Consider the following 18,882-nt stretch of genomic DNA (forward strand, 5'->3'; position numbering starts at 1 on the left):
CCCTCGCACCTCAACCAGCGGGTCGGCTCAGGCCTGGCGGCCCTCGCACCTCAACCAGCGGGTCGGCTCAGACCGGCGGGGCAACGAAGACGCCCTTGTCGGGGTCGTTGAAGGAGTCGCGGGCGATGATCTCCGACATCGGGTCGGCGGTGCCCCACACGTCCTGGGTCATCGGGTCGGCGATGTCGTAGACCGACGGGTGCCACGGGTCGGTCTCGATCTTCTCGAGCTCGGTCGTGTACTCCATGGTGTTGCCGGAGGGGTCGAGGAAGTAGGAGAACGTGTTGTTGCCGGCGTTGTGCCGGCCGGGACCCCAGATCTTCTTGATCCCGGCGCGCATCACCCGGCCGGTGCCGCGCATGTACTCGTCGAGCCCGCGCATCTCGAACGACACGTGGTGCACCGAGGTGTGCGGGCCCTTCGCGATCGCCAGGCTGTGGTGCCAGTCGTTGCACCGCATGAAGTGCATCATCTCGCCCATGTGCGCGCCCCAGAGCGAGTCGGAGAGCTTGAAGCCGAGCACGTCGGCGTAGAAGTCGCGGGTGCGGTTGATGTCGTTGCTGTTCATCACCGCGTGTGAGATGCGCACCGGGATCGCCTCGCCCTCCTCGATCGCCCGGTGCTGCCGGGTCTCGACGTCGGTGCTGATCTCGATGGTGCGGCCGTCGATGTCGAAGAACCGGAACCCGTAGCCGCCGCCGGCGGTCTGCAGCCGGTCGGGCTCGCTGACGAGCTGCACACCCTGGGTGCCGAGCCGGGCGGCGAGCGCGTCGACGGTCTCGACGCTCTCGGAGCCGAACGAGATCAGGTCGAGCCGCTTGTCGTCGGCCTGGCGGAGCCGGATCACATACTGCTCGGGCGAGCCCTCGGCCGCCAGGTAGGACAGCTTGCCGTCGGTGCCGGTCTCGGTGAGGCCCCAGGTGTCCTTGTAGAACGAGCGCTGGGTCTCGTAGTCGGTGACCGCGAGGTCGACGTGGCGCAGGTGGGTGATGCCGTGCTCGTTGAGGTGGCTCATGTTCTCTCCCTAGTTCTCAGCCGAGGACGGACGCGCCGCCGTCGACCACGATGTTGGTGCCGCTGATCCACGCCGACTCGTCGGAGGCGAGGAAGACCGCGGCGTTGACGACGTCCTCCGGCCGGCCGGGCCGGCCGAGCGGGATCCGGTCCAGCACGACCCGCCTCATCCGCTCGGGCGGGTCGGCCAGCAGCGATGCGGTGTTGGGGGTCTCGGTCATGCCCGGGCTGATCACGTTGGCGCGGATGCCGTGCGGTCCGCCCTCGACGACCAGCTGAAGGGTCAGCGCGATCACGCCGCCCTTGGCCGTGCTGTGCGCGTTCTGCGCCATGAACTCCACACCCCGCAGCGCCGCGATCGAGCCGACGTTGACGATCGACCCGCCGCCATGTGCCTTGAAGTGCGGCCACGCGGCCTTGACCGTGTAGAAGACGAGGTCGAGCTCGTTGCGCATCGTGAAGTCCCAGTCCTCCACCGACAGCTCCTCGATCGGCGCGAAGCGCTGGGTCGAGGCGTTGTTGTAGAGCACGTCGATGCCGCCGTACGTCGCGACCGCGGCGTCGACCCACGCGCACGCCGCGTCGGCGTCCCCGAGGTCGACCCCACCGAACACGGTGATCTCGCCGCCCTCGGCGCGCACCAGCTCCTCGGTCGAGGCCGCGCCGTCCTCGTCGAGGTCGCAGCCCACGACCCGGGCGCCCTCGGCGGCGAACCGGCGCGCCGCGGTGACGCCAATGCCGCCTCCGACGCCGGTGATCAGCGCGATCTTGCCCGCCAGCAGCCCGGGTTCCGAGGCTCGCTCCGCTCGCACCTCAACCACCGAGTCCACCGGTGCGGTCGAGCAGCTCGACGAGGTTGCCCTCGGGGTCGGCGACGTAGGCCATCCGGACCCCGGGCTCGGGCGAGGGCCGCGGCGACATCCGGTCGGTGGCGCCCGCGGCGACGAGCGCGTCGTACGCCGCGTCCACGTCGGGGACGTCGAGGGCCAGGTGCCCGAAGCCGCGGGTGAGGGCGGCCTCGACGGGGCTGTCGGCCTGGAGGCCGGCCAGGTTGCCCGCGCGGGTGAGCAGCTCGAGCCGCCAGCCGTCGGCGGAGCGCAGCATCGCGCCGCGGAGGTCGACGTGGTCGAGCGCGAACTCGAACTCCACCGCCAGGTCGAGCGCCGAGCGGTACCAGTCCGTCATCGCGTCGAGGTCCGCGACGTTGAGGCCCACGTGGTCGAGCCTCATCCGGGGTCCCCGCGGAGTCGTGCGCTGGGGGAGCGAAGCGGAGGAGGCGCGCGACCTCGTGGGGTGGTTCATGCGACGTACACCGTGCGGACGTTGGTGAACTCGCGGACGCCCTCGGCGGACAGCTCCCGGCCGTAGCCGCTGCGGCCGGTGCCGCCGAAGGGCAGCCGGGGGTCGGAGGCAACCATCGCGTTGACGAACAGCGCACCGGAGCGGATCCGCCGCCCGACGTCGAGTGCGTGGGGGGCCTCGCCCCACACCGAGGCCCCCAGTCCGAACGTCGTGGCGTTGGCGAGCTCGACCGCGTGGTCGTCGTCGCGGGCCCGGGTGATGGTGGCGACCGGGCCGAACGTCTCCTCGTCGAACGCCGTCATGCCGGGCTCGACGTCGGCGAGCACGGTCGGCTCGAGGTACCAGCCCGGGCCGTCGATGGCGCTCCCGCCGGTGACGAGCCGGGCGCCCTGAGCGACGGTCTCCTCGATCTGCCGCAGGACGGCGTCCCGCAGGTCCTCGCGCGCCAGGGGTGCGATCTCGAGGAGGGCGAGCTGGTCGACGAAGCGCTCCAGGAACTCCTCGGCGACGGCGTCGTGCACGATGAACCGCTTGGCGCACACGCAGCTCTGGCCGGTGTTGGCGAACCGGGAGCGCACCGCGGTGGCGGCCGCCGCGGCGACGTCGGCGTCGGCGAGCACCACGAACGGGTCGGAGCCGCCGAGCTCGAGCACGGTCTTCTTGACGGCCGCGCCGGCGACGGCGGCGATCGAGGCGCCCGCGCGCTCGCTGCCGGTGAGCGTCACAGCGGCGACCCGGGGGTCCTCGACGACCCGCCGGCTCACCTCCGGGACGTCCTCGGCGGCAACCACTAGCGAGCGGAACAGCCCGGCGGGCGCGCCGGCGTCGGCGAAGAGGCTCTCGACGGCGAGCGCGCACCCGGTCACGTCGGGGCTGTGCTTGAGCAGTGCGGCGTTGCCGGCCGCGAGAGCGGCGCAGGCGAAGCGGAGCACCTGCCAGAACGGGAAGTTCCACGGCATCACCGCGAACACCACGCCGAGCGGCTCGTAGGCCAGCCAGGACCGGGAGGCGCCGGACGCGACGGGGTGGTCGGCGAGCCACCCGGGGGCGAGGTCGGCGACGACCTCGCAGTTCCAGGCGCACTTGTCGACCTCGCCGAGCGCCTCGACGAGCGGCTTGCCCATCTCGGCGGTGATCAGCGCCGCGTACTCCTCGCGACGCTCGGTCAGCAGCTTGCCGGCGCCACGCAGCAGGGCGAGCCGATCCTCGAGCGGGGTGCCGCGCCACAGCTCGGAGGCGGCGTACGTCGCCGCCAGTGCGGCCTCGACGGCGGCCTCGTCGTGGGCGAGGTACGTCGCGAGCATCTCGCCGGTCGCGGGGCTGCGCGTGGTGACGGTGGGCGCGCTCACGCCGAGGCCTCCAGGCGCGTACGCCGCCGGGCCGGCGCGACCGGATCGACCGACTCCTCCGCGGGCGCGACCTCGTTGCGGATCGTGCCGAGCCGCTCGACGGTCATCTCGACGACGTCGCCCACCTGGAGCGGCGGCGGCACCAGCGCGCCGTTGCGGCCCCAGGACTCGGCGAGCGAGCCGGTCGAGCAGGTGCCCGAGGCGAGCACCTCGCCGGCCTTGACCCACGACGCCCGCGACGCGTGCGAGACCAGCTGCTCGAACGACCAGCCCATGTGGCCGGAGCGGTCCGCACCGACCGGCTCGTCGTTGACCTTGACGATCATCTCCAGGTCGAGGAACCCGTCGGCGTCGCGGCGGTCGTCGAGCTCGTCGGCGGTCACCACCCAGGGCCCGATGGTGGTCGCGAAGTCCTTGCCCTTCGACGGGCCGAGCTTGAGCCGCATCTCCTTGCCCTGCACGTCGCGCGCCGACCAGTCGTTCATCACGCAGTAGCCACCGATGGCGGACCGGGCCTCCTCCGGGGTCACGTTGCGCACGTCGCGGCACACGATCGCGGCGACCTCGAGCTCGAAGTCGAGCCGCTCGGTGTCGGGGGGCATCGGGACCGGGTCGTGGGCCCCGGTCACGGCGTGCGGCGCCATGAACAGGAAGACCGGCGCGTCGTACCACTCCTCGGGCGGGCCCGGGTTGCCGTGCCCGCGCTCCATGCCGTCGACGTGGGCCTCGAACGTGAGGAAGTCGCGCATCGCGACCGGGTAGACCGGCGGCAGTAGCACCACCTCGTCGGGCCGCAGCCCGTCGACCTGCGCGGCCGCGTCGGCGGCGGCCTCCCGCACGGCCCCGTCCGCCGCGAGCAGCTCGACCAGGTCGGTGCCCTCGTCGAACGGGTGGATCCACCATCCTCCGGCGTCGGCGGAGCCGTCGCCGAGGACCAGCCCGACGCGGCGGGAGCCGTCGGGGTCGTCGGCGAGCCGGAAGGCGGCCACGCGCACGTTCGTCAGCCGATCGTCTGGAAGAAGGCGCGCTCGCGGTTCGCCAGCACCGGGATCGCCTGCTCCAGGGCGAACTCCTGGAAGTGCGGCGACGCCCCGTGGGCGGCGTAGGCGTCCTCGTCGTCGTAGATCTCGAAGAGCCGGAAGACCAGCGGCTCCGCTGGGTCCTGGTAGGCCTGGTAGAAGCGGTTGCCGGGCTCCTCCCGAGACGGCGGCGTGAGCTTCGCGATGGCGTCGAGCACCACGCCCTCCTGACCGGGCTGGGCGGTCCAGACGGCGCTGACGACGTAGGCCATGGGGGCTCCTCAGAGGGTTCACAGGTGCGAGAGCCGACCGCGGTTCGCGTGACGGCGATCTCACGCTAGGTCGGTCGCGGAGCACCAGAGAAAGCACTGGCGGCTATGGCTGGCATCACGCCGATCGGGGTTCCGGGTCGCCCGGACCCGGGGCTTTCCTGTGACCGACCACACAGCGGCCGGACCGGGCCGCGCCGAGGACCAGGAGATCTCCATGACGTCCAGATCCAACTCGTCGGCCACCGCGAGGGGCACCGCCGTGCTCGCCGTCCTGGCCATCAGCAGCCTCGGGTTGCTCGCCGGCTGCGGCAGCGACACGACGCCGGCCGCCGGTGCCGACAGCAGCTCCAGCTCCGACTCGGGATCGGACTCCAAGACGCTCGTGTTCTCGCCGCTCGCGCTGAAGATCCCCGCGATGCAGCAGCTCTCCGACGGCATCAAGGCCTTCGCCGGGGAGCAGGGCTACGACGTCGTCATCCAGGACCCCAACCTCGACCCGCAGAAGCAGGTCACCGACCTGCGGACCGCGATCGAGTCCGGCAAGGCGGACGCCGTCTGGGCGATCATGGTCGCTCCCGAGGCGGCCGCCTCGCTGATCCCGGTGGCCCAGGAGAAGGGCGTCCCGATGGTCGTCAACGGGACGCCCGAGGCCTACGGCCTCGACGGCCTGCAGGCCGGCATCTCGTTCTCGTCGATCGACTACGCGGCCGAGGGCGAGGCCGCCGGCACCGAGCTCGGCAACTGCATCAACGAGCAGCACGACGGCAAGGCCAAGGTCCTCTTCGCCGAGGCCGCACCGGGCACGGCCGGCAAGGAGGAGTACGAGAGCGCGGTCAAGAAGTACCTCTCCGAGACCGCTCCTGGCGCCGAGATCGTCTCCACCATCACCGTCAGCGACCGCCAGGCCGCGCAGACCGACGTGGGCAACGCCCTGCAGGGCAACCCCGACATCACCGCGGTCTTCGCCCAGAACGACGAGGGCGCGCTCGGCACCATCGGCGCCTTCAAGGCCGCCGGCAAGGACCTGCCGTGCATCACCGAGACCGGCGGCAACGACGAGGCCCTCGCCGCCGTCGAGAGCGGTGACATCTACGCGGTCGTCGCCCTCCAGTTCGCCGACGACATGGCCCAGAACGTCGCGACCCTCACCCAGATGCTCGAGGACCCGACGGCCGAGGGCCAGCAGCTGACCACCCCGCAGAAGGTCGTCAAGGCCGGAAGTTGAGCACGGTGACCACCAACTCCGAGGCGACCGTGGCCGGACCCGGCGGGACCACCCCCGCCGGGCCGCCCCCCGCGCCGACCCCTGCCGACCAGGACATGCCCCGCGCGGTCTCCGTGCTGGTGTTCCTGCGCGACCGCGGCATCTTCGTGCTCTGGGGGCTGCTCATCGTGGCCTTCGCGTTCTGGTGCTCGCCGTACTTCTTCAAGGTCGACAACGCCCTGCTCATCGCCAACGCCGCCGCGCTCACCGCGCTCTTCGCGGCCGGGGTCGGCATCGGCATCATGACCGGCGTCCTCGACCTCTCCCTCCCGGGCACCGCCGCGGTCGCGAGCTGCGTGTGCGGCTGGGTGCTCACCCACGGCCACCCGACCTGGCTCGGGCTGGCCGCCGGCCTCGGCACGGGCGTCGCGGTCGGGGTGGTGAACGGCCTGATCACGATCCGCGGGTTCAACCCGATCATCGTCACGATCGGCACCCTCTCGGTGCTCTCCGGCCTGGCCGCGGTCATCGCCGGCGGCTACACGTTCCCCGGGCTCACCCAGCTCGAGTTCATGGGCACCCACCGGTACCTGCGCGCGGGCGACTCGTTCTCCGGCATCCCCGCGCCGGTGTTCATCGTGGCCGGGGTGTTCGTCGTGGGCACGGTCTTCCTGACCCGCACCCGCGAGGGCATCCGGCTGATGGCCGTGGGCGGCAACGCCGAGGCGGTACGCCGCGCGGGCATCCACGCCGACCGCTACACCGTGCTCGGCTTCGTGATCTCCGGCGTGCTGGCCGCGCTCGGCGGCCTGGTGAGCACCGCGGTGGTGACCGAGGCGAACCCGAACGCGAGCCCGCAGATCATCTTCAGCGCGCTCACCGCGGTCGCCCTCGCCGGGGTCGCGCTGACCGGAGGACGCGGCAGCCTGCCGCGCGTCCTGGTCGGCGCGCTGATCCTGGCCACGATCAGCAACGGCCTGACGATCCGCGGCGTGCAGCCCTACTGGGCCACCGTCTGCACGGGTGCACTGCTGCTCGCCTCGCTGCTCATCGAGCGGGTCATCCAGGCGAGCGTGTCGGAGCGGCTGATGGCCGCCAACCTCTCCGTCCACCAGAGGAAGGTCTGAGGACATGAGCACCACCGCCACCCCCGCGCTGGAGCTGTCGGGCATCGAGATGCACTACGGCTTCGTGCGCGCGCTCGACGACATCGACTTCCACGTGATGCCGGGCGAGGTCGTCGGGCTGCTCGGCGACAACGGCGCCGGCAAGTCGACGCTCCTCAAGGTGATGTCCGGCGCGCACCGGCCCTCGCACGGCACGATCCGGGTCCACGGCCGGGAGCACGCGTTCCACGCGCCCAGCGACGCCGCGGACGCGGGCGTCCAGATGGTGTACCAGGACCTGTCCCTGGTCGAGCCGCAGGACATCGCGATCAACCTCAACCTCGGGCAGGAGACCCTCCGCAAGGGGCCGCTTGGGTGGCTGGGCTTCATCGACCGCAAGGCGATGCGGCGCAGCTCGGAGCTGGAGCTCGACCGGCTGGGTGTCCGCACCGCGCCGATGACCCGGCCGGTCGAGATGCTCTCCGGCGGCCAGCGCCAGGTCGTCGCGCTCGCCCGCAGCGCGATCCGGGTCAGCGGGGAGTCGCGGGGCATCCTGCTGCTCGACGAGCCGACCGCCGCCCTGGGCTACGAGCAGACCCGCCAGGTCGAGGCGCTGATCCGCCGGATGGCGGACCAGGGCATCGCGATCGTCGTCGTCACCCACGACCTCCCGCTCTGCTACGAGGTCACCGACCGCCTGGTCATCCTCAACCGCGGCCGCAAGGTCGCCGACCTGCCGACCGCCGGCGCCGACCGCGACCACGTCGTCGGCTGGATCACCGGCTCGCGCGCGTCGATGTTCGCCGAGGCGGCCTCGTGACCCTCCACCCGTCGTACGTCGAGCGGTTCCCGCTGCTCGAGGGCATCGACTCCTTCGAGCAGCTGATGGGCGACCCGGCGCTCGAGGAGCGGTTCCACGCGTTCATGCAGTGGCGCGACGCGACGCCGCCGCCCGACGTGCCGGCACGCGACGACGCGGTCGACGGGCCGCACGGTCCCGTGCCGGTGCGCGTCTACTCGCCCGCGGACGGCGAGCAGGACGGACGGCCGTGCCTGGTGTGGATGCACGGCGGCGCCTTCGTCGGCGGCGACCTCGACATGCCGGAGGCCGACCGGACCGCGCGCGAGGTCTGCGCCCGCGCGGGTGCGGTCGTGGTGAGCGTCGACTACCGGCTCGCGGTCGGGGGCGTCCACTACCCCGTGCCGCTCGACGACGTCGTCGCCGTGGTCCGGTCGGTCCGCGACCGGGCCGCCGGGCTCGGCGTCGACCCGCAGCGCATCGCGGTCGGCGGGGCCAGCGCCGGCGCCAACCTCGCCACCGGTGCCGTGCTCCGGGCCCGCGACGAGGACGGCTGGCTGCCGGCCGTGCTCGTGGCGGCGTACGGCGTCTTCCACCCCGTGCTGCCGTCGGTGCCGCCCGAGGTCGATGCGCTGCTCACGCAGGTGCCGGCCATGCTGCGGTTCACCGCCGAGGGCACCGCCGGCATCACCGCCAACTACCTCGGCGGCCCGCCCGAGACCGCCGACGGCTACGCGATGCCGGCGCTGGCCGACCTCACCCACCTGTGCCCGGTGCTCATGGTCGACGCCGAGGGCGACGACCTCCGCGGCTCCGAGGATCCGTTCGCCCGGCAGCTCACCGAGGCCGACGTCCCGCTGCGGCGGCACGTCGTGCCCGGCGTCATGCACGGCTTCCTCAACCTGCCGGCCGACGTCGAGCCCGTCGGCACGGCCTTCCAGCTCATCGCCGACGTCGTCGCGGCGCCGGCCCTCGTCCCCGCGTCCTAGGAGTTCCCCATGTCCGAGTCCCCGGCCCCCGTCGTCGACCGCGTCCTCGTCGTCGGCGGCGGCATCACCGGCGGCGTGCTCTCGCTCGCCCTGGCCCAGCGGGGCGTCGAGGTCGTGCTCGTCGACCTGCGCGCGAGCCTCGGCGGCGTCGGGCACGGCATCACGCTGCAGGGCAACGCACTCAAGGCGTTCCGCTCCGTCGGCATCTACGACCGGCTCGCCGAACGCGGCTACCCGTTCAGCCATCTCCGGCTGCGGACGGCCGACGGCCACGTGATCGCCGAGATCCCGACGCCACCGATGGGTGGCCCCGACCTGCCCGGCACGATGGGTGCGGTCCGGGGCGACATCGCCGACATCCTCGCCGAGGAGGTCGTGGCCGCCGGGGTCGACGTACGGCTCGGCACCACGCTCACCGCGATCGACGACCGGGGCGGCTCGGTCGTCGTCACGCTCTCCGACGGCACCACCGAGACCGTCGACCTGCTCGTCGGCGCCGACGGGATCCGCTCCAAGGTGCGCGGCATGATCGGCATCGACGCCGAGCCGCGCCCGGTCGGCATGGGCATCTGGCGCACGGTCGCGAAGAGGCCGCCCGAGATGGACTGCTCCGAGCTCTACTACGGCGGCCCGAAGTACAAGGCCGGCTACACCCCGATCTCCGAGGACCTCTGCTACGCGTTCCTGCTCGAGGAGAACCTCGACCGCTCGTTCGTCGGCGAGGGCCCCAACGGCGCGGTGCTCAAGGAGCGCGGCCAGGGGTACGGCGGCACCTGGGGCGACGTCCGGGACAGCCTGGCCGAGGACGCGGTCGTGAACTACCAGTGGATCGAGTCGATCTGCGTCGACTCCCCGTGGCACCGGGGCCGGTCGATCATCATCGGCGACGCCGCCCACGCCTGCCCGCCCCTGATCGCCCAGGGCGCGGCGATGTGCGCGGAGGATGCCGTCGTCCTGGCGGAGATGCTCACCAGCGGCGAGCACGCGAGCGTCGAGGAGGTGCTGCCGGCGTTCATGGCGCGCCGCTTCCCCCGGGTCAAGATGGTGCTCGACAACAGCCTGACCCTGGCCGACTGGGAGATCCACCCGGACACCCCCGGCGCCGACCCGGGCCGGATCATGGGCCAGACCCTGCACGCCCTGGTGGAGCCGGCATGAACACCCCACGGAGTTCTTCTCCTCCGCTTCGCTCCCCCGAACAACTCCGCGGGGACCCCGATGGCCTCGTGCTCGTCACCCGGGACGACCCGGGCTTCGAGGAGGCCCGGGTCGACCGGATCTTCAACCGCCGGCTGCCCGGGCGGCAGCCGGCGGCCGTGGTGCGGCCCGAGACCGAGGCCGAGGTGGTCGCCGCCGTCCGGCTCGCCCGCGAGCGGGGCTGGCAGGTCGCGGTGCGCTCCGGCGGGCACAGCTGGGCGCAGTGGTCGGTCCGCGACGATGCCCTCGTCATCGACCTCGGTGGCCTGCACGAGCTGGAGTACGACCAGGAGACGGGCATCGTGCGGGCCTCGCCGTCCACCCCGGGTGGCGCCGAGCTGGCGCCGTACCTCGCCGAGCGCGGCCGGATGTTCGTCGGGGGCCACTGCCCCACCGTCGGCATCGGCGGCTTCCTGCTCCAGGGCGGCCAGGGCTGGAACGCCCGCGGGTGGGGCTGGGCGGTCGAGCACGTGGTGGCCGTGGACGTCGTGACCGCGGCCGGCGAATTGGTCCGCGCGGACGCGACCCAGCACGCCGACCTCTTCTGGGCCGCCCGCGGCGCCGGTCCCGGCTTCCCCGGCGTGGTCACCCGCTTCCACCTGCGCACCCGGCCGCTGCCGCGGCACTTCGCACACACCGTGCAGGCCTTCGACCTCGCCGACTTCGACGAGGTGATGACCTGGCTGCACGACACGCACCACACCGTCGCCGACACCGTGGAGATCGTCGCGCTGACCAAGACCGACCCGCGGCTCGCCCCGGGCCCGGTGCTGCTGGTCACCGCGCTCACGATGGTCGACGACGAGCAAGAGGCCGACCAGGCGCTCGCGCCGTTCCGCAAGAACCCCGCCCTCGACCGCGCGATCCTCGTGCTCGACAACGAGCCGACCACGCCGGAGGCCGAGCGCGCCCGGCAGCTCGAGGACAACCCGGAGGGCCACCGGTGGGCGGTCGACAACGCCTGGCTGTCGGGGCCCGCGTCGGAGGTGGTGCCGGCGATGCGCCGCGCCTACACGACGCTCCCGAACGAGAAGGCGTTCACGATCTGGTTCAGCATGGCGCCGCTGCGCGAGCTGCCCGACATGGCGTTCTCGGTCCAGTCGGAGGTCTACCTGGCGGCGTACGTGCCCTGGGAGGACGCCGCCGAGGACGAGCGGCACCTCACCTGGCTGGCCGGCGCGATGGCCGACCTCGCGCCGGTCACCGTCGGGCAGTACCTCGGCGACAGCGACCTGCGCCGCCGGCCGCACCGGTTCCTCTCCGAGGAGGCCTGGGGACGGCTGCAGCAGGTGTACGCCGACCGCGACCCGGACCGCCTCTTCGTCGGCTACCTGGCGTGAGGCGCGGCGAGCTCGTCGCGCACGGCGTCGAGCCGCGAGAACAGCCAGCGGTGCGCGGGGTCCGACAGCCGGTCGGGGGCGAACCAGTAGCCCTCCGGCAGCACCACCTCGCCGAACGGCGGGTCGACCTGCACGATCGCCCCGCCGGCGCGCAGGTGCATCCGGGCCAGCAGCTCGGGCACGACCGCGACCATGTCGGTGCCCTCGATGACGAACGGCAGCGGCAGGAAGCCGAAGACCTGGAGGGCGACCCGTCGCTCGATGCCGTGGTCGCCGAAGACCCGGTCGACGGGCGTGAGCACACCGGGCCCGAAGGAGCCGACCGCGTGCGGGAGCTCCGCGAGGTCCTGCATCGTCAGGGCTCCGTCGACCAGCCTCGGGTTGCCGCGGTCGGCGATCACCACCATCCGGTCGCGCCAGAGCGGCCGGGAGAGGCCCGGGAAGCCGAAGCCGAGCGGCGCGATCAGGGCGTCGTTGTCGAGCATCACCCGGTCCGAGGAGCGCGACTCCGGGCCGAGGTGGCCGATCGTCAGCCGGACGCCGGGCGCCTCGGCCTCGACCAGCCGCACCAGCGGCTCGTGGACGACCGCGATCGCGTAGTCGCTCATCGTGAGCCGGAACGTGCGCTGGCTGGTCGCCGGGTCGAACTCGTCCTCGAGCTGGAGCGCGCTCTCCATGAGGCGCACCGCGTGCTGCACCTCCGGCAGGAGGTCGCGGGCGAACGGCGTGAGCTCGTAGTCGCGGCCCGCCCGCACCAGCAGCTCGTCGTCGAAGCGCCGCCGGAGCCGGGCGAGGGCCGCGCTCATCGCCGGCTGGCTCAGCTCGAGCCGCTGCCCCGCCCGGGTCACGTTGCCCTCCTCGAGCAGGACCTTCAGCGGGAGCAGCAGGTTGAGGTCGGTGCCACCGAGCGCCATCGTCTCCTCCTCTCGTCGCAGGGGTGCGCCACTAGAGTTCCACGGAGACCGTGATGGCCATCACAGCGGAACGGGAGGTGCGCGTGCGGGAACGGCTCCGGGGCGTCGACGCCAACCTGCTGCTCGCCCTCCACGCGCTCCTCGAGGAGCGGAACCTGACCCATGCGGGCGAGCGGATGACGATGAGCCAGCCCGCGATGAGCGGCGCGCTGGCCCGGCTGCGCAAGCTGTTCGACGACGAGCTCCTGGTCCGGTCGGGCCGGGGGTTCGAGCTCACCCCGCTCGCCGAGCAGCTCCGGCCGGTCGTCGCCGACGCGGTCGAGGCGGCCGAGGCGCTGCTGGGCAACGAGCGCGACTTCGACGCCGACACCAGCACGCGGCGGTTCGCGGTCAGCATGTCGGAGTACGCCATGACCGTGCTGGCGGAGCCGCTGACCCGTGCGTTCACCGCGCACGCGCCCGGCTGCACGATCGACCTCGACCCCCTCGACGTACGCCGCGACCAGGTCGAGACCCAGCTGATGCGCCGCGACCTCGTGGTCGCCCCGCTGGGCTTCGAGTTCCCCGGTCGCACCCAGCCGGTCTTCACCGACGAGCTGGTCTGCGTGGTCGCCCGCGGGCACCCCCGCCTGCGCGACGGCGGGCTCTCCCGCGACGACCTCATCGAGATGCCGCACGCGGTGGCCGAGTTCGCCGCCGCCGGCGACCGCCGCCGCCCGCTCGAGGTGGAGGTCGAGCAGAAGGGGATGGGTGGCCGCAACGTGCTCGTGCGGGTCACCAGCCTGCTGACGCTGCCGTTCGCGGTGGCCGGCACGGACATGTGTGCGTTCGTCCCGTCGCGCCTGGCGCACCGCTGCCTCGACGTGCTCGACCTGGTGGTCGCCGAGACCCCGATCGACACGGTGCGGATCACCGAGGCGGCGCACTGGCACCCACGTCGTGAGAAGGACCCGGCGGTGGTGTGGCTGCGGCACCTGCTCCACGACGTGGCCGTCGAGCTCGAGGACGAGCTCGGCTGACGGTCCACCCCAGCAGCGAGGCGGTCGCCATCACGGTCGCGGGCACCAGCGCGGAGTCGTCACCACCGAGGCCGACCAGTGGCGAGACGAGCGCCCCGAGGCTGAACTGCGTGCACCCGAGCACGGCACTGCCCGTGCCGGCCACCTCCCGCACCTGCGACATCGCGTGCGCCGCGGAGTTGCCCATCACCCCGCCGTTGCTGGAGACGGCCACGAAGACCGGGACCGGCAGCAGCCAGGACGGCGCGCCCGCCGCGGCCAGCACCACGAACGTCAGCGTCGCCGTGAGCTGGACGCTCATGCAGACGCGGACCACGCGGAGCGGCTCGGCGCGCAGCCGGCTCGCCGTCCACCCGGCGGCGATCAGGCCCGCAGCGTTGACGCCGAACGCCGCGCCGTACCCGACGGTCGACAGGCCCACCACGTGCTGGTAGACGAACGGCGAGGCCGAGATGTAGGCCATCATCATCGCGAACGACAGCGCCAGGACGGCGACCGGCGGCCAGTAGCCGCGCGTCCGCACCACGGTGCGCAGGGCTCCGGCGTACGTCGTGCCGCTCGCGGTGCGCGCCTCGGAAGGGCGGGTCTCGCGCAGCACCAGCACCACCCCGGCGAGCATCGCGGTGCACAGGCCGACGACCGTCCAGAGCATGCCGCGCCAGCCGACCGGGCCGGCGAGCAGCCCGCCGACCAGCGGGGCGAGCACCGGCGCGACGCCGCCGACGGTCAGCATCAGCGTGAACGCCCGGGCCGCGGCGCGTCCGGTGACCAGGTCCGAGATCACCGCGCGGCCGATCACCACGCCGCCCGCACCCGCGAACCCCTGGACGAACCGGGCCGCCACGAGCACCCCCAGGCTCGGGGCGAGGGCGCACACCACGCCCGCCGCGACGCACACGGCGGCGCTGGCGAGCAGCGGCCGACGTCTGCCGTAGCGGTCCGACAGCGGACCCATCACCAGCTGACCCGAGGCCAGGCCGACGAGGAAGGCCGCCAGCGTGAGCTGGACGGCGCTGGCGCTCACGCCGAGGTCGGTCGCGAGCTCGGGGAAGCCGGGCAGGTAGAGGTCGGTCGCGACCGGCGCCACGGCCGCGAGCGAGGCCAGCGCCATGAGGACGGGCCAGCGGACGGTCGACACCGCTGGAGTCTCGCAACGCGCCGGCGTGCACCGGAACGCGCTGATCACGGATGCCAGTGATCGGCGGTTGTGATGGCCGTCTCCCTTGTTGCGGCGGTGCGCCGTCGTGCTGACTGGACCCCATGACCTGGGACGACGGCACGGCGTACCTCGAGGAGATGGCTCCGGGGGTGTTCGCCTACGTCCAGCCGGACGGCGGCTGGATGGTGAACAACTGCGGGGTGATCACGGACGCGGCCGGCGACGCGGTCGTCGTGGACACGACGTCGACCGAGCGCCGCAACCGCGCGTTCCTGGCCGAGGTCGCGGGGGTGTCGGCCCGTGACCCCCGGATCGCGGTCAACACCCACGCCCACCCCGACCACACCTACGGCAACGGGTTCCTGCCGCCGGCGACCACGATCATCGGCCACCACCTGTGCCGGGCGGGCGTCCTCCGCGCCGGGCTGGCCGCCACCCACGAGCTGCCCGCCGACTACGGCGACCTCGTGGTGCGCCCGCCCGACGTGACGATCGACAGCGACCTGACACTGCACCTCGCGGACTTTCCCGTGGAGCTGAAGGTCATGGGTCCGGCGCACTCGACCAACGACGTCGGCGTGTGGCTGCCCGAGCAGCGGGTGATGTTCGCCGGCGACCTCGCGTTCTCCGGCGGCCACCCGATCTTCATGGAGGGATCCATGCTCGGGTTCCGGGCCGCCACCCGCCGGCTGCGCGACCTGGCCCCCGAGGTGCTGCTGCCGGGACACGGCCCCGTGTGCCGCGGCGACGACGTCGCCCGGGTCCTCGACGAGCTCGAGGCCTACGTCGAGTGGATCTCGGGAGTCGCCACGTCGTCGTACGACGCGGGCCTCTCGCCGCTCGAGGCGGCCCAGAAGGCGCTGTCCGACAGCCCCTACCGCGACCTCCCCGAGAGCGAGCGGGTCGTGTGCAACCTGCACCGGGCGTACGCCGAGCTCACCGACCACGTGCCGACCGGTCCGCTGAACATCCCGAGCCTGTGGCCCGAGATGGTTGCCCTCAACGGCGGCCGGCCGATCGAGACGCACGCATGAGCGGCACCGTCCCCCGCCGGGTGGTCACCGGCCACACGCCGGCCGGGGTCTCGGTGGTGCTGTCCGACGGCCCGGTCCCGGTCAGCCGCGAGCTGCCCGAGGACGGGGTGTTCTTCCACGAGGTCTGGAGCACCGAGGGCGCCCCGGCCCGGGTCACCGCCGTCGAGCCGGACGAGCCGACCCAGCGCACCCTCGCCGTACCGCCGCCGCCGCTGGGCACGAAGATCCGGGTCAACGAGTTCCTCCCCGGCCACCTCGACGAGCGCGGGCTGCAGTCGCCGGTGCACCGGACCGCGACGGTCGACTACGGCATCGTGCTGTCGGGCGAGATCACGCTGGTGCTCGACGACTCCGAGGTGACCCTGCGGGCCGGGGACGTCGTCGTGCAGCGCGGCACCGACCACGCGTGGGCCAACCGCGGCACCGAGCCCGCCCGGGTGGTGTTCGTGCTCGTCGACGGCGAGCTCGACCCGGCGCTGGTCGAGACGCTGCCGGGCGGGCTCGACGGGCTGATGCACGGCGGCCCGCGGGACTGACCGGCCCGGCTAGAAGGAGTGCCGGCCCGGGCCGGCGGGCCCCGTCTCCCCGGACGGCAGCACCACCTCGGCCGAGCATCCCGGCGGGACGGTGACGTCGAGCGAGAGCGCATCTCCGTCCAGCCGCCAGGCGACCTCGATGCGGCCGTGCGGTGAGTCGTGGTGGGTGCGCACCCAGGTCAGGCCGCCGCCGACGCGGGGCTCGACGCGGAACGTGCGCCAGGTCGGTGACGTCCGCTGCAGGCCGGCGGCGTACCGGTGCAGGAACGAGATCACCGCGCCCTTGGAGTAGTGGTTGAGCGACTCGTGCGGGACGCCGTCGGCGTCGATGCCGTCCCACAGCTCCCACACCGTGGTGGCGCCGCGGTCGACCATCGCGAGCCACGACGGCGAGGTTTCCTGGAGGAGCAGCTCGTAGGCGAGGTCGAGGTGGCCGTGGTCGGCGAGCACCGGCAGCAGGTCGGGCGTCGCGAGGAAGCCGGTGCCGACGTGGACGCCGGCCGCGCGCACGAGCCCGGCGAGGTCGTCGGCGACCCGCTGCCGCTGGTCGTCGGGCACCAGCCCGAACCGCAGCGCGCGCACGAGGTTGGCCTGGGTGTGCGGCACGACCCGGCCGCCCGGCTCGACGAACTCGGCCCGCCAGGCCTCGGTAACCCTCCGGCTCAGGTCGGCGTAGCGGTCTGCGGCCTCGTCGTCGCCCAGCAGCCGGGCGATCGCGGCGGCGTGGCGGGTCGACCAGGCGAAGAACGCCGTGGCCACCTCGGCCTTGTCGGCCGCGATGAAGCCCGGGAAGTCGTCGCCCGGGTGGCCGCCGGGCTCGAGCCACTCGCCCCAGTGGAAGCCGGTGTCCCAGAGGTACCGGTCGTGCGGCCGCGGCTCGGGGTGCCGGGCCACGCGGTCGGGGTGCCGGCCGGTCGCGGCCATCCGCTCGGCCCGGTCCAGCCAGCGCACCACCGCCGGCCAGGTCTCGGCCAGCACCGCGGTGTCGCCGTACTCCTGGTGGATCTCCCACGGCACCAGCACGACCGCGTCGCCCCAGCCCGCGGAGCCGTTGACCGCCTCGAGGAAGCCCGTGCGCTCGGCGACCGGCATCGGCGCCATGTTGTTGAGCGTGCCGTCCTCCCACTGCGTGACCACGAGGTCGCGCAGCCACTTCGCGGAGAAGCCCGCGACGTCGTAGAGGTACGACGCGGTCGGCACGTACAGCTGCCAGTCGCCGGTCCAGCCGGCCCGCTCGCGGGTGGGACAGTCGGTCGGGATGTCGCAGGCGTTGCCGCGGAAGCTCCAGACCGCGGCGTCGTGGAGGCGCCGCAGCCGCTCGTCGGAGCAGTCGAAGCCGCCCCGCTGCTCGAGGTCGGTGTGCACGACCACCCCGGTCACGTCGTCGGCGGTGACGGCGGGCAGGTCCCCCTCGAGCCGCACGTAGCGGAACCCGTGCGTGGTGAACCGCGGCTCGAACACGTCCCCGTCGGCGCCCGCCGAGACCACGTGGTCGACCTGGCCCGCGGTGAGCTCGGGCAGGAACGGCAGCGCCGGGACGAGGTGGTCCATGGTGACGTCGCCGTCCGGGCCGAGCGCCTCCCCGTGGGTCAGCGTGACCTCGCAGCCCGCGGGTCCGAGGGCGGAGAGCCGCACGTGCCCGTTGATGTTCTGGCCGAGGTCGACGACCTGCACACCGGGCCGGACCTGGGTGACCGCGACCGGGCGCAGCTCCTGCACGGCCCGTACCGGCGGCGCCGGCGAGACGGTCAGCAGGTCGTGCCCGATGTCCGGCAGCGCGACCGGGGCCCAGTCGGCCCGGTCGTCCGCGGCGGCGACCAGGCGGCGGTCCTCACGCTGGCCGTCGACGAGGTCGGCGGCGAGCACGTGCGAGGTCGACCAGCGCCAGTCCGGACCGGTGCCGTGCACCGTGATGCTGCCGTCCTCGTGGTCGAGCACGAGCTGCGCGAGGTACGCCGTGCGCTCGCCCCACTGGTCGCTGGCCCGCGGAGCGCCGACCTTGCCGCGGAACCAGCCGTCGGCCAGCAGCGCCTCCACGACGTGCCGACCCGGGGTGACCAGCGCGGTGACGTCGTGGGTGCGCACGTCGGTGTGCACGGCGTACTCGGTGTAGCCCGGCGCGAGCTCGTCGTCGCCCACCCGGACCCCGTCGATGCTGGTCTCCTGCAGCCCGTGCGCGGTGACGTGCAGCCGGGCCCGGACGACGGGCGCGTCGACCACGATCTCGCCGCGGAGGCGGTACGCCGGCCGGCGGCCGGGCAGAGGGACCTCGCGCTCATCGGGAGCGACCCAGGCCGCCGACCAGTCCGCCGGGTCCAGCAGCCCCGCCTCGACGTCCGTCGCCTCCGACCACCCCAGGTCGCGGCCGTCCGCCTCCACACGCACGCGCACGGTGCTGCGTTGCCGGCTCGCCAGCGGTGGCGCGGGCCACGGCACGAGGACGGTCTCGGCGGACGAGACCACGCCGTACGCCGCGCCGTCGACCTCGAGCTCGTAGGTGTCCTGCTCGCGCGTGCCGGGCGGCAGCTGCCACGACAGCCGGGGGGTGCGGGTGCCGATGCCGACCGCCGGGGCGGAGGGGTCGAGGTGCTCCACTCGGATGCGCATGTGACCACCCTCACGGGAGGGC

General features: G+C 73.3%; 18 protein-coding genes. 9 read left to right on the plus strand and 9 right to left on the minus strand.

Annotated features, from left to right (window positions below; all coding sequences use genetic code 11):
* Positions 1–67: 67 nt before the first annotated feature.
* The 6 genes from QQZ14_RS03070 to QQZ14_RS03095 all read right to left on the minus strand — a co-directional run bounded on the left by QQZ14_RS03070 (position 68) and on the right by QQZ14_RS03095 (position 4,956).
* Positions 68–1,015: a VOC family protein gene (locus QQZ14_RS03070; protein WP_284532694.1), complete on the minus strand. Its 948-nt coding sequence runs from the start codon at positions 1,013–1,015 to the stop codon at positions 68–70.
* Between the two features lie 16 nt (positions 1,016–1,031).
* Positions 1,032–1,826, minus strand: coding sequence for an SDR family NAD(P)-dependent oxidoreductase (locus QQZ14_RS03075; RefSeq protein ID WP_284532695.1), 795 nt, complete (start codon positions 1,824–1,826; stop codon positions 1,032–1,034).
* Position 1,827: 1 nt separating this feature from the next.
* Positions 1,828–2,244, minus strand: coding sequence for a VOC family protein (locus tag QQZ14_RS03080; protein ID WP_284532696.1), 417 nt, complete (start codon positions 2,242–2,244; stop codon positions 1,828–1,830).
* 68 nt (positions 2,245–2,312) lie between these two features.
* Positions 2,313–3,665 (minus strand): aldehyde dehydrogenase family protein, encoded by a 1,353-nt coding sequence (locus tag QQZ14_RS03085; protein ID WP_284532698.1) that lies wholly within the window; start codon positions 3,663–3,665, stop codon positions 2,313–2,315.
* Complete coding sequence (locus tag QQZ14_RS03090) at positions 3,662–4,660, minus strand: fumarylacetoacetate hydrolase family protein (RefSeq protein WP_284532699.1); 999 nt, start codon at positions 4,658–4,660, stop codon at positions 3,662–3,664. The genes QQZ14_RS03085 and QQZ14_RS03090 overlap by 4 nt, the downstream gene beginning before the upstream one ends.
* A gap of 5 nt (positions 4,661–4,665) precedes the next feature.
* Positions 4,666–4,956 (minus strand): putative quinol monooxygenase, encoded by a 291-nt coding sequence (locus tag QQZ14_RS03095; protein ID WP_284532700.1) that lies wholly within the window; start codon positions 4,954–4,956, stop codon positions 4,666–4,668.
* Between the two features lie 214 nt (positions 4,957–5,170).
* Here QQZ14_RS03095 and QQZ14_RS03100 point away from each other — a divergent pair, with 214 nt between their 5' ends.
* From QQZ14_RS03100 to QQZ14_RS03125, 6 genes are all read left to right on the plus strand, one after another.
* Positions 5,171–6,181: a sugar ABC transporter substrate-binding protein gene (locus QQZ14_RS03100; RefSeq protein ID WP_284532701.1), complete on the plus strand. Its 1,011-nt coding sequence runs from the start codon at positions 5,171–5,173 to the stop codon at positions 6,179–6,181.
* Positions 6,182–6,186: 5 nt separating this feature from the next.
* Positions 6,187–7,287: an ABC transporter permease gene (locus QQZ14_RS03105; protein ID WP_284532702.1), complete on the plus strand. Its 1,101-nt coding sequence runs from the start codon at positions 6,187–6,189 to the stop codon at positions 7,285–7,287.
* Between the two features lie 4 nt (positions 7,288–7,291).
* Entirely contained in the window at positions 7,292–8,086 is a 795-nt protein-coding gene (locus tag QQZ14_RS03110; RefSeq protein WP_284532703.1) for an ATP-binding cassette domain-containing protein, read from the plus strand.
* Complete coding sequence (locus QQZ14_RS03115; protein WP_284532704.1) at positions 8,083–9,054, plus strand: alpha/beta hydrolase; 972 nt, start codon at positions 8,083–8,085, stop codon at positions 9,052–9,054. The genes QQZ14_RS03110 and QQZ14_RS03115 overlap by 4 nt, the downstream gene beginning before the upstream one ends.
* Before the next feature lie 9 nt (positions 9,055–9,063).
* Complete coding sequence (locus QQZ14_RS03120) at positions 9,064–10,212, plus strand: FAD-dependent monooxygenase (protein WP_284532705.1); 1,149 nt, start codon at positions 9,064–9,066, stop codon at positions 10,210–10,212.
* 68 nt (positions 10,213–10,280) lie between these two features.
* A complete protein-coding gene (locus QQZ14_RS03125) occupies positions 10,281–11,591 on the plus strand; it encodes an FAD-binding oxidoreductase (RefSeq protein ID WP_284532706.1) in 1,311 nt (436 codons plus the stop codon).
* On the opposite strand, the gene QQZ14_RS03130 is transcribed toward QQZ14_RS03125, so the two are convergent.
* On the minus strand, positions 11,579–12,505 hold the full coding sequence (locus tag QQZ14_RS03130; protein WP_284532707.1) for a LysR family transcriptional regulator: 927 nt from the start codon (positions 12,503–12,505) through the stop codon (positions 11,579–11,581). The genes QQZ14_RS03125 and QQZ14_RS03130 overlap by 13 nt on opposite strands.
* Before the next feature lie 53 nt (positions 12,506–12,558).
* Between QQZ14_RS03130 and QQZ14_RS03135 the strand changes: the two genes are divergently transcribed.
* Entirely contained in the window at positions 12,559–13,524 is a 966-nt protein-coding gene (locus QQZ14_RS03135; RefSeq protein WP_284532708.1) for a LysR family transcriptional regulator, read from the plus strand.
* On the opposite strand, the gene QQZ14_RS03140 is transcribed toward QQZ14_RS03135, so the two are convergent.
* Positions 13,415–14,662, minus strand: a complete 1,248-nt coding sequence (locus tag QQZ14_RS03140; protein ID WP_284532709.1) for a multidrug effflux MFS transporter — start codon at positions 14,660–14,662, stop codon at positions 13,415–13,417. The genes QQZ14_RS03135 and QQZ14_RS03140 overlap by 110 nt on opposite strands.
* A 122-nt stretch (positions 14,663–14,784) precedes the next feature.
* On the opposite strand from QQZ14_RS03140, the gene QQZ14_RS03145 reads away from it, so the two are divergent.
* Positions 14,785–15,717, plus strand: coding sequence for an MBL fold metallo-hydrolase (locus tag QQZ14_RS03145; RefSeq protein ID WP_284532710.1), 933 nt, complete (start codon positions 14,785–14,787; stop codon positions 15,715–15,717).
* Complete coding sequence (locus tag QQZ14_RS03150; RefSeq protein ID WP_284532711.1) at positions 15,714–16,253, plus strand: cupin domain-containing protein; 540 nt, start codon at positions 15,714–15,716, stop codon at positions 16,251–16,253. Before QQZ14_RS03145 ends, QQZ14_RS03150 begins: the two co-directional genes overlap by 4 nt.
* Before the next feature lie 9 nt (positions 16,254–16,262).
* Here the strand turns inward: QQZ14_RS03150 and QQZ14_RS03155 are convergent, their stop codons facing one another.
* The gene (locus tag QQZ14_RS03155) at positions 16,263–18,860 is read right to left on the minus strand and encodes a family 78 glycoside hydrolase catalytic domain (RefSeq protein ID WP_284532712.1); all 2,598 of its coding nucleotides are present in this window, start codon (positions 18,858–18,860) and stop codon (positions 16,263–16,265) included.
* Between the last annotated feature and the right edge of the window lie 22 nt (positions 18,861–18,882).

This window comes from Nocardioides sp. T2.26MG-1 (assembly GCF_950101795.1).
In the GTDB taxonomy this organism is placed as follows: Bacteria; Actinomycetota; Actinomycetes; order Propionibacteriales; family Nocardioidaceae; genus Nocardioides.